Raw genomic sequence first — 14,235 nt, 5'->3', positions numbered from 1 at the left:
GGCGGCGGCCCGGGTTCCTGCCCCGACGCCGCCCCACACACGAGCAAATGGAGCACGCCTTGGTACACGCCATTCGATTCCACGAAACCGGTGGCCCTGAGGTCATGCGGTGGGAACAGGTCGTCGTCGGCGACCCGGGTCCGGGCGAGGTACGGATCCGGCATGTCGCCGTCGGACTCAACTTCGCCGACACCTATTTCCGCACGGGCCTGTACCCGGCTCCACTGCCTGCGGGGCTCGGCGTGGAGGCCTCGGGTGTGGTCGAGGCCGTGGGCGAGGGTGTGTCGCATGTCGCCGCGGGCGACCGTGTGACCTACACCGGCAGTCCGCTGGGTGCCTACAGCACGGAGCGGGTCATGCCCGCGGATTCACTCATCAGGCTGCCGGACGAGATCGACTGCGAGACCGCCGCGGCGATGACCATGCGCGGACTCACCTCGGCGTACCTGCTGCGCCGGATCCACCCACTGAATTCCGGCGATACCGTGCTGCTCCATGCGGCGGCCGGCGGCGTCGGTCTGATCGTCTCCCAGTGGGCGAAGCTGCTCGGCATCACGGTGATCGGCACGGTCTCCAGCGAGGAGAAAGCCGAGGTCGCCCGCGCCCACGGCTGCGAGCACATCATCTACTACCGGCGCGAGAACGTGGCCGAGCGGGTGCGTGAACTGACCGACGGCAAGGGCGTCCCGGTCGTCTTCGACAGTATCGGCAAGGACACCGTCGCCGGATCCATGGCCTCGCTCCAACGCCGCGGCCTGCTGGTGTGTTTCGGCACGGCCTCCGGCGTCCCGCCGCTCGACGCCATGCAACTGGCCATCCACGGCTCGCTGTTCGTGACCCGCCCCGCGCTGGCCGACTACATCGCCGAGCCGGCGGAGCGGGACGCCCTGGCCGGGGAGCTGTTCGGGCACGTCGCGGCCGGTCGCATCAAGATCGAGACCAACCAGCGCTACGCCCTTCAGGACGCGGTACAGGCCCATCGTGAACTGGAAGCGGGACGGACCACGGGATCTTCCGTCTTCGTCCTCTGAGCTCGCCGTGCCACGCACGTGACCCCAAGGAGTGAGCACATGCCCCAGACCGTCCGCCCGATGGAAGACACGCCCGCCCTGGTGCGTCCGGGCGTCCTCCGTACCTCGATCAGGGTTGAGCCGCTGACCTGTACCATCGGCGCCGAACTGTCCGGTGTGAACCTCGGCGACGCCGCGCGCGACGGCGATCTGTTCGCCGAGATCAAGGCGCTGCTGCTGCAGTACAAGGTCCTTTTCCTGCGTGACCAGGACATCATGCGCGCCGAACACATCGCCTTCGCCGGGCGCTTCGGCCCGCTGGAGGACCATCCGGCGGTCGGCAGCGACCCCGACCACCCAGGGCTGGTCCGCATCTACAAGGATCTGGACAGCAAACCCGAGCACTACGAGAACGCGCTGCACTGCGACGCAACCTGGCGCGCGTGCCCGCCCATGGGCGCCGTGCTGCGCTGCGTGGAAACACCAGAGGTGGGTGGTGACACGATCTGGGTCAATATGTCTGAGGCCTATCGCAGGCTGCCGGAGCACATCAAGACGCAGATCGCGGGCCTGCGCGCACGGCACAGCATCGAGGCGACCTTCGGTGCCGTGATGCCGACGGAGCAACGTCACGAGCTGAAGGCCCGCTTCCCGGACCCGGAGCACCCAGTGGTGCGTGCCCACCCGGAGACCGGCGAGCAGATTCTCTTCGTCAACGCCTTCACCACGCACTTCGTCAATTACCACACGCCGGAGAACGTGCGCTTCGGCCAGGACTACGCGCCCGGAGCGGGCAGTCTCCTGAACTACCTGATCAGCCAGGCGGCCGTCCCCGAGTACCAGGTGCGCTGGCGCTGGCAGAAGAACAGCGTCGCCATCTGGGACAACCGCTCCACCCAGCATTACGCCGTCCAGGACTACTGGCCCGCCGTCCGCAAGATGGAGCGCGCGGGGGTTGTCGGCGACAAACCTTTCTGAGCCCCGACCAGAGACGAAAAGGTGATGCCAATGGGACTGCACACTACCGGCACAACGGTGCCGGGGACGTCTCCCGCCGCACCGGCTGTATCCCGTAGCTATGCGTGGCTGGTGTTCGCCCTCGGTTTTGGGCTTCTGCTGTCCGACTACATGTCGCGACAGGTCCTCAACGCGGTTTTTCCCTTGTTGAAAGCGGAATGGCTGCTCTCCGACGCCGAGTTGGGCTCTCTCAGTGGCATCGTGGCCTTGATGGTCGGAGTGCTCACCTTCCCCCTGTCGCTTCTGGCGGACCGCTGGGGCCGGGTCGAGGTCTTGGTCATCGCCGCGACGGCGTGGAGCCTGGCGACCCTGGGCTGCGCCATTTCCGCGAGCTACGGCCAGATGTTTCTGGGCCGGTTCATGGTGGGCGTCGGAGAGGCGGCCTACGGGAGCGTCGGCATCGCGGTGGTCCTCAGCGTGTTCCCCATCGGTTTGCGGGCCACACTCTCCGGAGCTTTCATGGCGGGGGGGTCGTTCGGATCCGTGCTGGGCGTGTCGATCGGCGGTGTGATCGCCCAGGAGTATGGCTGGCGCTGGGCGTTCGGCGCGATGGGAATCCTCGGTCTGGTCCTGGCCGCGGTCTACGGCCTCGTGGTCACCGAGAAGAGGCTGGGCCCGGCGTCCATGCGTAACAGCGCCGTGTCCGGCGAACACGCCCCCATCCGGACCCAACTGCCGCGGCTGTTCTCCTCGGTCTCCGTGGTCTGCGCCTACATCGGCAGCGGGCTGCAGATGTTCATCGCGATGGCCCTGCTGGCGTGGACACCCAGTTTCCTCAACCGGTACTACGACATGCCTCCTGCGAAGGCCGGCCTGGCCGCCGGGGTCTTCGCGCTGATCAGTGGCATTGGCATGATCCTCTGCGGGATCGTCGCGGACCGCCTCAGCCGGAAGGCCGCGGCCCGGAAGTGGATCGTTGCGATCGTCTGCGCTCTCGGGTCGTTCGTGCTGCTGATGGCGGGATTCCACCTGCCGGTCGGCCCGCTGCAGCTTGTGTTGATTGCGGCCGGGACCCTGGTGGCCGGTGGCACCGCCGGTCCGGCGGCCGCCATGGTTGCCAATCTGACCCCCGCCGCCATTGCGGCGACGGCTTTCGCCACCCTCACGCTGGCCAACAGCCTGCTCGGGCTGGCCCCCGGGCCCGCGGTGACGGGCATGCTCGCGGACCATCTGGGCCTGCTCGGCGCACTGCAAGTGATCCCGCTCGTCGCGCTCGCGGGCAGCGTGGCCTTCACCATCGGCAAGTTCTCCTACGAAAATGACCTGCGCCGCCTGGGGCTGCTCCCCGACCCGGCGCTCAAGACCCCGGAGTTGCAGTCATGAGTCTCAGCGCACAGCCGACGGTCGTCATCGTCGCCGGACTGCGCGATCACGTGCCGGACCACTGGCAGACCGTCCTCGCCGACAAGATCGCCGACGCCCGAACCGTTCCCCCGCTGAAGAAGGACAGTCTGAGCCGCGATGCCCAGGTCGCCGCACTGGACGAGGCGCTGTCGGACATCTCCGGGCCCGTCGTACTGGTTGCCCACAGTGCCGGAGTGATGACCACCGTGCACTGGGCGCAACGACACCGACGCCCTGTCAAGGGCGCACTGCTGGCGGCGCCGCCGGACTTCGACACCCCGCTGCCGGACGGCTACCCCACCCCGGAAGTCCTGCGCGAAAACGGCTGGACGCCGACGCCGCGGACACCCCTGCCCTTCCCCAGCATCGTCGCGGCGAGCACGAATGACCCCCTGGCCGCTGCCGATCGCGTCGCTGATCTCGCCAGGGCATGGGGGAGCCGCCTCGTGGACCTCGGCCCGGTCGGACACCTCAACCCGGCCTCCGGCTACGGCGCATGGCCCCGGGCGGAGGAGTTCGTCCGCGAGCTCGGCCAAGCCTCGTCCGGCATGTCCGACTGAACGGCGACGGCCTTGCCTCACGGCTCCCTCTTGCCCGGCGCGGGCAGGAGGGAGCCGTGTGCCGCCGGGCCTCCGTTGCAGACACGTCGGTGCGTCCCGCAGGCGCTGCCCCTGGCCGGCCTCTGCGTACCGGTCCCCACTCGCACGACCCCGCCCCTGGAGGCGCTGGTGAGTACCGATACCGACCTGCTGTGGCCCCCCAGCCGCTCGACGGCCAAAAGTTCCAACATCGCCGGCTTCATGCGCTGGCTGAGCGAAACGCGGGGACTGTCCTTCTCCGACTACGCGGAGCTGTGGCGGTGGAGCACCACCGAGGTGCCTGCCTTCTGGTCGGCGGTATACCACCGACGAGCGCCCGGCCTTGATCAGTGTCTCCGAAGGCGGCGTTCCGGTGGAGATGTCGTGACGGCAACTCGGACGCGACGTCGCCGCTGTCGCCGCATCCCTTACGCGCCGATGCATTCCGTGTTCTTCATGCCGTCCGAGGGGTCGCGCGTTTGCGTGTACATGCGCCGCGTTGCGCTCAGCGGAGCGGTGACCGTCGGACGGACAGCACCGCGACGTCGTCGTGCTGGCCGCCCTCTCCGGCGAACGCACGCGCGTCGTCGTAGAGGGCGTGCGGCAGCTCGGTGGGAGAGAGCGACACGCGCTCGGTGAGGCGTTCGGTGACGGGGTAGAACGTACCGTCGGCGGCGCGGGTCTCGGTGAGCCCATCGGTGGTCAGCAGCAGCGTCGCGCCGGGTGGGAAGGCGAACCAGTCGACGGTCGCGGGTTCGGCGGCGAGTTCGGCGAGACCGAGGGGGACGCCGGAGCCGATGGCCGGCGTGGTGACGGTGGTGCCGTGCAGCAGCTGCGGCGGAATGTGCCCGCAGTTGATGACTTGTACCTCGTCATGCGCGTCGACGTTGACGATGAGCGCTGTGACGAACCTTTCGTCGTCGCCGGTCTGTGCAGCATAGGAGTTGTGCCGTACGACAGAGGCATCGAGGGCATCGACAAGCGCGGTCAGGGTGGGCTCCCGATGGGCCGCCTCACGGAAGGCGCCGATGACGGCGAACGCGGCGCCGACCGCGGGCAGGCCCTTGCCCTGGACGTCGCCGATCAGAACCCGGGTCCCCCATGGGGAGACGACGACGTCGTAGATGTCGCCGCCGACGAGCCGGTCCTCCTGCACGGGCTCGTACACGCCGTCGACCAGGACGTCGTCGGTGAGCAGAGGCAGAGGGCGCAGGATGTGGCGCTGCATCGCTGCGGCGGTGGAGCGAAGCCGCAGCGTCTCGTGCTCGCGGCGGATACGACGGTGGCAGGCGTAGACGGAGACCACGCCCAGGGCGAGGGTGAGCAGCATCATCAGGATCCTGTCGAGCCACGACCGTCCGTCACCGTGCCGGACCACCATGGTGACGGCCACCACAAGCGTGGTCCATGCAGACACAAACTTCGTCTGGCGTACGGTGCACAGCGCCGACGCCGCCCCCGGCAGGAACACAAGGAGTCCCAGAAGCCACACCGGGGACGCGGACAGGGCACCGAGGGCCATCACCAGGGCCGTCACTGACACCACGCCGATCATGACTTCGGCATTGCGCGGTGGTGCGACGACCTCGAAAGGATGCGCGAATTTCTTCGGGTGAGTACGGGTCACGGGGCCTCCCGGGCAGGTGGTGTACTCCCCGTACGTTAGGCAGGCCCAGCCACGGGCGAGCCGCGCCCCGCCGGACGATGTCCTCTGTGCGGTGAGCAGCACTACGTGCAGGGTGCGGCCCTTGCATCGCTCACGCGGCAGGTGGGAGCCGCGCCGCCGACTGCGCGGCTCCCACCCGGTCGGTTACTTCCGCACGCCGACCGCGCGGATGATCTCCTGCCTGACCGAGCCGCCCTTGTTGTCGGCGGCCGAGGCCCGCACGGAGATGTACCGCGCGTCGCTCGGCACCCGCACGGAGCCGGCCCAGGCGGCGGACTTGCCGCGTACGCCGTCGAGTTCGACGGATGTCCACGTCGCGCCGTCGTCGAAGGAGACCTCCAGCGTGGAGCCGGTGATCTTCCCGGTGTCCGTCGCGCCCTTTATGTACTCGGAGAAGATCCCGAGGTCCAGCCGCTTTCCGGCCCGCACATCACCCTGCAGGTCGGTGTCGACGTCGAACCCGAGGTTGAGCATCGGCAGATACGTATACCGGTCGGCCGGCGTGGCGGACGACCTGAAGGTCCATTCGGAGTGGCCCTTCGTGGAGAGCCGCCAGACCTCCGGGTCCAGGGTGGTGTCGGTGACCACCTTGAAGTCCTGCTCGGTCGGCTTGACATTCCAGGCGTACGCCCCTGAGCTGGTCCTCCGGTCGACCTGCACCCCGTCCACGTACACCTCGGTGAACTGGGTCATCGAGCTCGCGTGCCACACATCGCCGAAGCCGGTGTGGTCCGGTCCCGAGTCGCCCCAGCCCGGCGTGTTGAACTCCAGGTCGTTGCCCGCGCGCCGCTGGCCCCAGCCGAGACCAGTACCCAGCCACGGGTGCCAGACCGGCTTGAACCAGTCGGTCCCGGAGCGCGTACCGCCGCGGTAGTGCACGACGCCGCTGCGCTCCTCGAGGGCGCCCGGGCCGCTGGACATGGACTCGTGCCAGCCCTGGTCGGGGCCGGTGCTGATGTAGTCGGTGCGCTCCGCGGGGAACTTGATCCTCTCCTGGAAGCCGATGCCGTAAGGGAAGGTGTCGGTGATCGAGTAGCGGAACTCGCCGCCGTCGGCGGGCTTCGGCGCGTGGAACTTGTTGTTGACCACGGCCAGTTCCCTCTTGCCTGGCCGGTACGTCAGATCAGCGGGGATCGCCCCCGGGTAGCCCTTGCTGAGGTCGTAGACATACGGCGTGAACTCGGTGCCGGTCAGTTCCACGCCCCGGCCGAGCCGAGCGGCCTCGATCAGCCGCGCCCCGTCCTGCGCGTTCACCGTCGCGCTGTACAGCGGACGTGTCGCCCCGTCGGCCCCGCTGAAGTCGGCCATCAGCCGTCCGGCAACCTCGTCGGTGACGAACAGCGCCTTGGCGCCCGCGTCCTGTGCGTTCTGGGCCAGTTTGGCGGACGTGATCGCGTCGGTACGACGCACGACGACCGCTTTGCCCGCCACGTCCTTGCCGGCGTAGTCGGCGGTGCTTCCGGCGCCCGCGTCCACCAGGGACATCCGCTTCTTCCCGGTGAACATGTCCGATCCGTACTGCACGGCAGTCTCGCCGAGCCGCTTGCCGCCTGCTTCGACATCGAGTTGCGGCTGGCCGAGCCGCCAGACGGTCCGGTACTCGAAGGTGCCCGTGGCGGGCTTGCGGGTCGGCGCCGCGAAGATGCTGTCGTACGTCGGCGGGACCTGCACGGCCTGCGTGAAGGAATCGCCGTTCGCAGCCCGGTTCAACTTCATCATCAGCTGACGGGTCTCGGTCCGCCGGTCCACATCGGCCCGGATCTCCCGCAACTTCGTCCCGTCGAGGGTGACTTCGCGGTCACGGTCCATGGTGACCTCGGGCTCGGTGAGAAGACCGAGTCCGAGAGAGTCCTTGCCCCTGCTGCCGCGCACGTCGAGGAAGCTGGACAAGGTGTACATGCCGGGCTGCAGACGCAGCTTGAGCGTGCCGGATTCGCCGACCGTGGCAGGGAAGGGGTCTGTGTCCTTGGCCAGCTCCTTCACAGCCACGTATGCGGCGGATGCGGCACCGTCGCGGTCCTTGACGTGGACCGTGAGGGTGTAGCGCTCGTTCTCCTTGGTCAGGCCGAAGGCCGTGTGCGCCACCACTGTGCTGCCGTCCTTGGCGACGATCCGGCCGGAGGTGGCGCCAACGGGCGCGGCGGTGCCGTCACCGGTGACCGTGGTCTGCGCGGTGCCATGTGCCGGCACGGTGAGGGTGGAGTCGGCGAGGGTGACCACGCCGGCGGGAGCGCCCTCGGCGGTCAGCGCCAGGGTGACCGGCTGGTCGGAGGCGTTGGTGTAGGTCAGCGTCTTCGTGACCGGCTTGTTCGCCTCGTAGGGCCAGCTGGTGAAGCCGAGGTCGGCGCTGCCGGTCGCGGTGATCTGCGCAGCGATCGCGGACGGGACGTCCACGCGGCCCGCACCCACCTCGTACGAAGTGCCGCTGATCTGCTTGGACGTGCTCATCAGCCCGTCCTTGAGCTGCTGTCCGCTCCAGTCGGGGTGCTTCTCGGCGAGCAGCGCCGCCACGCCCGCGACGTGCGGGGTGGCCATGGACGTGCCGCTCATCGATGTGTACGGGCCGCTGCCGCTCACGAGCTGTGAGCGCGCCGCGAGGATGTCCACGCCCGGCGCGGACAGGTCGGGCTTCAGCGCGTTGTCGCCGAGGCGCGGGCCCTGGCTGGAGAAGTACGCAAGTTTGTCGGCGGAGTCGACCGCGCCGATCGTCAGCGCGGAGTCGGCGGCGCCGGGGGAGCCGATGCTGCCGGGGAAGCCTGCGTTGCCGGCCGCGATCACGAACAGGGCGCCCGTGTCCTTGGAAAGGGTGTTCACCGCCTGGGCCATCGGGTCGGTGCCGTCACTGCCCTGCCGCGATCCGAGGCTCATGGAGATGACCTTGGCGTGGACGTCCTTGGCAGCCCATTCCATTCCGGCGATGATCTGCGAATCGAATCCGGAACCCTGGTTGTCCAGAACCTTGCCGACGGCGAGTGTGGCGCCGGGCGCGACGCCCTTCTCCTTGCCGTCGGACGCCGCACCACTGCCACCGACAGTGGACGAGACATGCGTGCCGTGGCCGTGCCGGTCGGCGACCTCCTGCCCGTCGATGAAGCTCTTGGTCTCGCTCACCCGGTCCTTGAGATCGGGATGGGTCAGGTCCACGCCCGTGTCGAGGACGGCGACCTTGACGCCCTTGCCGGTCAGCCCGGCCTCCCAGGCCGCGGGGGTGCCGATCTGGGCGTTGCTGGCCTCCATCGCGGCGTCGACGCGTGCGTCCAGCCAGATCTTCGCGACGCCTCCCGACAGACGCGCACTGCCTGAAGTCGCGCCGCGTGCCCCGGAGGTGACGTCCGGTGCGACCGTGCGCCAGAACTCCCCGGACTTCGACGCCTCCAGGGCCGCACCACCTATGCTCGGCAGCCCACGGACCTGACGGGCTCCGTGGGGCGTCGCGCTCCGGGCGTTCTTCGTGTACGTCACGATGAGCGGGAGTCCGTCGGATGACGGGTCACCGAGCCCCTGCTCGATCAGAGCGGTGACGTCGAAGAGTTCGGCGTCGAGGACGCCTGACTGGAGGTAGGGCCGGGCCTCGTCGGGTATGACGGTGATCCGGCCGTCGGACATCTCGCTGCGAACCGCTCCGGTCGCGCCCTTGGGACGCTCCACGGCGACCGACTTCCGGCCCGCGCCGAGGTCGGTCACGGTCACCTTGTCACCGGTGATCAGGGTGACGGTTCGAGCGGTGCTGGGTGCGTGCACGGGTGATGTGGCACGGTCGGTGCCCGCCCCCGCCGTCCCCGATGCCCCGGCTGCGACGGCCTGCCCTGCCGGCAGCAGTATGAGCGACAGCCCCGCTGCGAGCAGCCGGGACCTCCGCCTCGCGGATGATCTGGTCATGGATGACTCTCCTCCACGCACCCGGTGAATGGGTGGTTCCAGGTGCTGCGAAGAGTTTTCGCGGGGGCAACTTGCGTGTCGACCGTTCTGCGCTGGCGGATATCTGCCTTGGCAGAGACCCGTCAGTGACGGCCATGGAGCACGGACTCGCCCTACGCCCAGCCGTGGCGGCGGGCGTACCAGCCGAGCTGGACGCGGATGGTCGCCCCGGCCTGGACCATCAACCCCTGGACGCGCCGTTGCACGGTGCGCGCCGACATTTCCACCTGCGCGGCCACCGCGGGTTCAGCCTGATTCTCCGGTCCCGCCCAGCACGTCTTGTTCCGGTGCTGGTTCGGTGCTGACTTGCGTGCCGCTGTCCTGGGAAAACTGCAGGTCGTAGCGCTGATGCGATGAGTTGTCGTACCACTCGATGGTGGTGCCGATGAGGCTTGCGGCGACGATGCGCTTGAGTGAGCGGGTGATCGGCGGGGCGGATGCCGATGCAGCCATGAACACCACTTCCGGACGTTGGCGGGGACGGTTTCGTGTCGCCACACCGTAGGAAGGGGCAGGTCAGGGGCGTATGTGGTGGGACACCATAGTTCTCGGGTCGGGTGTGCGCGGGGCCACCATGACAGGCATGTCGAGACTGCTTCGAGGACCGTATTGAAGGCCGGCAAGCGCCTGTCCGAGTTGCGTTGTCCAGCATGGTTCAGTGCCTTGGTGCTGACTCCCGTGCTGGTTTGGTGCTGACCTGAAACCGCATGTCAGCGCCCCTGATCGCCTATCCCGTGCTGACTTGGTGCTGACTACGCAGTGTTGAACTTCGGCATTCGGAGCGGATCGGGCGGACGCCTTCCTGTTCCCGGACACTACTGCCTGCGCCGGGATCGCGATCCAGGTGTGTTTCCCGGTGACCGCGGGATCCACCGGTGCTCCTTCACTGATCAGCTGCTTCGCGGGCCAACGCGTTGTTCCCGGTCGAGTTGTGCACGCTGAAGCTCACCGCGTCCGGGCGGTAGCGGTCGTCCGACCACTCCACCGGCCGCCCTTCGCGTGTCGTGGTGAGCCGACGGATGCGCAGGAGTGGGCTTGTGCGGCGGATGTTGAGCAGTTTGGCGTCCTGGGCTCCGGCTGCCACCGCGTCGATGACGTGCTCGCCGTAGGCGAAGACCAGGCCCGTGTCGTCGTAGAGGCGCTGGGTGACGGAGGGACAGTCGGGCTCGATCGTCTCCACGGCGGGGGAGATCCAGTCGGCGTACACGGTCCGCTCGAGCAATACCGGCTCGTCGTCCAGGCCACGCAGTCGCAGAACGTGCAACACGTATGTACCCGCCTGTAGTTGGAGGCGTTCGGCGTCCTGTTGGGTCGCTGGGTGATACTCCTGGGCGATGACGCGTCCGGTCGCCTCTCGCCCCATGGCACGCGCCCACTGGGCGAAGCTGTGCAGTTCGGCGAAGCTCTGGCTGCGGCGGCTGGCCAGCACCACGCGGCGGGCGCCCTGTCGGGAGCCGATGAGTCCCTCGGTGGTGAGGGCCGCGACGGCCTGACGGATGGTGCCGCGCGAGACGCCGTAGTGGGTGGCGAGCTCCGTCTCCGAAGGCAGTCGGCTGCCGACTGTGTACTCGTCGCGGTCGATCGCCCGCCGCAGCTCATCGGCGATCTGTTCGTGTCGCGCCGGCATGCTTCCCCTCTGAGTCTGTCGCTGTGCACAGCGTGAGCAGCCTAATCGAGATCCGGCGGTGCCGCGTTCCGGGTGAGATTCCTCAGGAAACCTAGGGGCATCATTTTGCTGGAGTTCACGAGAAGGACATCTGGGGCGGGCCTACTGAGGCCAACTTGTTCAGACAAGTCATCCGCAATCTGTGTCTGTTCTGCATCCCCTCCCGCCTCCCCTGGAGCAGTCGTGACCGTGTCCCTTCCGCGAACAGCCGTGCTCGGCGGTTCCCTCGCCGTCGTCGCCGCGCTCGCCCTGAGCGCCTGCGGCGCCGCCCCCGACAACGCGTCGACCACCGCCGACGGCAAGAGCGCCGCCACCGCCACCTCCGCCGCCGGGTTCGGCGGCATGGAGAAGCTGGTCGCCGCCGCGAAGAAGGAGGGCACGCTGCAGGCCATCGCGCTGCCCCGCGACTGGGCCAACTACGGCGCTCTCATCGACGGCTTCGAGAAGAAGTACGGCATCAAGGTCGAGGTCGAGAACCCGGACGGCTCCAGCCAGGACGAGATCAACGCCGTCACCTCCCGCAAGGGCCAGGGCCGCGCGCCGGACGTGCTCGACCTCGGCAGCTCCTTTGCGCTCAGCGCCGCCCAGCAGGGGCTGCTCGCGCCGTACAAGGTGACCGCGTTCGGCGACATCCCGGAAGGGCAGAAGGACGCGCAGGGGCGCTGGTACAACGACTACGGCGGCTACATCTCCATCGGCTGCGACGCGAAGCGCGTGAAGACGTGCCCGACGACGTTCGCGGACCTGCTCAAGCCGCAGTACAAGGGCCAGGTTGCGCTCAACGGCAACCCCACCAAGTCCGGTTCGGCCTTCGGCGGGGTGTACGCGGCCGCGCTCGCGTCCGGCGGCTCCTTCGACGACATCCAGCCCGGCCTCGACTTCTTCGCGAAGCTGAAGAAGAACGGCAACTACACGCCCGTCGAGTCGACTCCGGCCACCGTGGAAAAGGGCGAGACGCCGATCAGCATCGACTGGGACTACCTCAACGCCGGCTACGCCGACGAGTTCAAGTCCAAGAGCGTGGACTGGAAGGTGTCGGTGCCCAGCGACGGCCAGTTCTCCCAGTACTACTCCCAGGCCGTCAACAAGGACGCCCCGCACCCGGCGGCCGCCCGCCTGTGGGAGGAGTACCTCTACAGCACCGAGGGCCAGAACCTGTGGCTCAAGGGCTACGCCCGGCCGGCCCTGATGACCGCCATGGAGAAGGCCGGCACCCTCGACAAGACGGCCGCTGCCAAGCTGCCCGAGGTCTCCGGGACGCCCTCCTTCCCGACCGAGGCCCAGCAGAGCAAGGCCAAGACGGTCCTCGGAGCGGGCTGGGCGAAGGCCGTCTCCGAATGACGGACACCCTCACACGGGTCGACACGGCGACCGCCGCTCCTGCGAAGCGGCGGCGCCGTCCCCTTGGCCGGCTCGCCGTCGTCCCGCTGCTCGCCTTCACCGCGCTCGCCTTCGGGCTGCCGGCCTGGGCCATCCTGGACGGTGCCTTCACTGTCAAGAACCAGGCCACGGGGACCAGTTCGTACAGCACGGCCAACCTGACCCTGTCGCTGCAGGGTGCGTATCTGACGGCTCTGATCGGCAGTGTCAAGCTGTCCGCGGTCTCCGCCGCCCTTGCGGCCGTTCTCGGACTGCCCCTCGCCCAGGCCGTCGTCACCTCCCGCTTCCGCGCGCTGCGCGAGGCCGTGCTCACCGCGTCCGGGGTTCTGGCCAACTTCGGCGGCGTCCCGCTGGCCTTCGCCTTCGTCGCCACACTCGGCAACGCCGGTGTGCTGACCCGGCACCTGGGCCTGACCGACAAGGGCTGGGACCTCTACAGCTTCTGGGGACTGGTCATCGTGTACCTGTACTTCCTGATCCCGCTGATGGTCCTCACCATCACCCCCGCACTGGAGGGCCTGCGCACCCAGTGGCGCGAGGCCGCGCAGAACAACGGTGCGACTCCGGTGCAGTACTGGCGGCACGTCGCCCTGCCCGTCCTCGCGCCCTCTCTCCTCGGCGGTCTCGTGCTGCTCTTCGGCAGTGCCTTCGCCGCGTACGCCACCGCCGCCGCCATGGTCGGCAGCTCCATCCCGCTGGTCACCCTGCAGATAGCCGATGCGATCTCCGGCAACGTGCTGGTCGGCCAGGAGAACGTGGCGCTCGCCCTCAGCTTCGACATGGTCCTGGTGGCGGGCCTGGTCATGGCCGTGTACCTGCCCCTGCAACGACGGAGCGCGCGATGGCTCGCCTGAACCCGTGGCGGTGGGGCGTGTTCGGCCTCGCCGGACTGTACTTCCTGGTGCCGCTGGCCGCGTCCGTGGTCTTCACGGTCGACGTGCCCGGGCAGGGCATCACCTTCGACGCCTACAGCCGGATCTTCTCCACGAACGGCTTCAGCGCCAGTCTGCTCCTCTCGCTGGAGCTGGCCCTCGCGGCGATCGCCGTCGTCCTGCTGCTGATGGTGCCCGCCATGGTCGCGCTGCGGCTCGGCGCGCCCCGGCTGCGGCCGGTCGTCGAAGTGGTGTGTTCCCTGCCGCTGGTCGTGCCGCCGATCGCGTTCGTCGCCGGCATCGGCACCGTCCTGAGGTGGGGGCCCGAACACCTCTCGCGTACGCCGCTGTTCCAGACGTTCGTGGCGATCCAGAACCCGGACTTTCCCGTGATCCTCGTCCTGGCGTACGTTGTGATGGCGCTGCCGTTCGTGTACCGCGCCCTGGACGCGAGCCTGCGCGCCGTCGACGTACGCACCCTCGTCGAGGCCGCCCGCAGCTGCGGAGCCGGCTGGCCGCAGACACTCGTGCAGGCCGTCCTGCCCAACCTGCGCGGCGGGCTGCTCAACGCCTCCTTCCTCACCCTCGCCCTGGTCCTCGGCGAGTTCACCGTCGCCCAGCTGCTCGGCTTCCAGCCGTTCGCCGTGTGGATCGTGAACGTCAGCGGCTCGCAGGCCCAGCTCTCCGTTGCAGTCTCCGTGCTCAGCCTGCTCGTCACCTGGGCACTTCTCCTCGCGCTCGCCGGTGTCGGCGGGCGTTCCCGTACCACTTCCCGGGGATGAAC

General features: G+C 68.6%; 11 protein-coding genes. 7 read left to right on the top strand and 4 right to left on the bottom strand.

Going from position 1 to position 14,235, the window contains the following annotated elements:
* Window positions 1-47: 47 nt before the first annotated feature.
* The 4 genes from ACGFU7_RS33085 to ACGFU7_RS33070 all read left to right on the top strand — a co-directional run bounded on the left by ACGFU7_RS33085 (window position 48) and on the right by ACGFU7_RS33070 (window position 3,931).
* Window positions 48-1,031, top strand: a complete 984-nt coding sequence (locus tag ACGFU7_RS33085; RefSeq protein ID WP_393700773.1) for a quinone oxidoreductase family protein — start codon at window positions 48-50, stop codon at window positions 1,029-1,031.
* A 39-nt stretch (window positions 1,032-1,070) separates the two neighbouring features.
* Complete coding sequence (locus ACGFU7_RS33080; protein WP_393700772.1) at window positions 1,071-1,988, top strand: TauD/TfdA dioxygenase family protein; 918 nt, start codon at window positions 1,071-1,073, stop codon at window positions 1,986-1,988.
* 111 nt (window positions 1,989-2,099) lie between these two features.
* Complete coding sequence (locus ACGFU7_RS33075; protein WP_393700770.1) at window positions 2,100-3,350, top strand: MFS transporter; 1,251 nt, start codon at window positions 2,100-2,102, stop codon at window positions 3,348-3,350.
* Window positions 3,347-3,931, top strand: coding sequence for an RBBP9/YdeN family alpha/beta hydrolase (locus tag ACGFU7_RS33070; RefSeq protein ID WP_393700768.1), 585 nt, complete (start codon window positions 3,347-3,349; stop codon window positions 3,929-3,931). The genes ACGFU7_RS33075 and ACGFU7_RS33070 overlap by 4 nt, the downstream gene beginning before the upstream one ends.
* Window positions 3,932-4,454: 523 nt before the next feature.
* Here ACGFU7_RS33070 and ACGFU7_RS33065 read toward each other — a convergent pair.
* The 4 genes from ACGFU7_RS33065 to ACGFU7_RS33050 form a co-directional block, all read right to left on the bottom strand.
* The gene (locus tag ACGFU7_RS33065; RefSeq protein WP_393700766.1) at window positions 4,455-5,576 is read right to left on the bottom strand and encodes a PP2C family protein-serine/threonine phosphatase; all 1,122 of its coding nucleotides are present in this window, start codon (window positions 5,574-5,576) and stop codon (window positions 4,455-4,457) included.
* 183 nt (window positions 5,577-5,759) lie between these two features.
* Window positions 5,760-9,494, bottom strand: coding sequence for a S8 family serine peptidase (locus ACGFU7_RS33060; RefSeq protein ID WP_393700764.1), 3,735 nt, complete (start codon window positions 9,492-9,494; stop codon window positions 5,760-5,762).
* A gap of 285 nt (window positions 9,495-9,779) precedes the next feature.
* Complete coding sequence (locus tag ACGFU7_RS33055; protein ID WP_393700802.1) at window positions 9,780-9,995, bottom strand: hypothetical protein; 216 nt, start codon at window positions 9,993-9,995, stop codon at window positions 9,780-9,782.
* A 421-nt stretch (window positions 9,996-10,416) separates the two neighbouring features.
* Complete coding sequence (locus ACGFU7_RS33050; protein ID WP_393700762.1) at window positions 10,417-11,160, bottom strand: GntR family transcriptional regulator; 744 nt, start codon at window positions 11,158-11,160, stop codon at window positions 10,417-10,419.
* Window positions 11,161-11,382: 222 nt separating this feature from the next.
* On the opposite strand from ACGFU7_RS33050, the gene ACGFU7_RS33045 reads away from it, so the two are divergent.
* The 3 genes from ACGFU7_RS33045 to ACGFU7_RS33035 are packed head-to-tail and all read left to right on the top strand — an operon-like array spanning window position 11,383 to window position 14,233.
* The gene (locus ACGFU7_RS33045) at window positions 11,383-12,540 is read left to right on the top strand and encodes an ABC transporter substrate-binding protein (protein WP_393700761.1); all 1,158 of its coding nucleotides are present in this window, start codon (window positions 11,383-11,385) and stop codon (window positions 12,538-12,540) included.
* Window positions 12,537-13,433 (top strand): ABC transporter permease, encoded by an 897-nt coding sequence (locus ACGFU7_RS33040; protein ID WP_393700759.1) that lies wholly within the window; start codon window positions 12,537-12,539, stop codon window positions 13,431-13,433. Before ACGFU7_RS33045 ends, ACGFU7_RS33040 begins: the two co-directional genes overlap by 4 nt.
* On the top strand, window positions 13,421-14,233 hold the full coding sequence (locus ACGFU7_RS33035; protein WP_393700757.1) for an ABC transporter permease: 813 nt from the start codon (window positions 13,421-13,423) through the stop codon (window positions 14,231-14,233). Before ACGFU7_RS33040 ends, ACGFU7_RS33035 begins: the two co-directional genes overlap by 13 nt.
* The last annotated feature ends 2 nt before the right edge of the window (window positions 14,234-14,235 follow it).

Source organism: Streptomyces sp. NPDC048473 (assembly GCF_043200155.1).
Lineage (GTDB): Bacteria > Actinomycetota > Actinomycetes > Streptomycetales > Streptomycetaceae > Streptomyces.
Note: the sequence above shows the minus strand (reverse complement) of the source record. Positions and strands in the feature narration are given on the sequence as shown.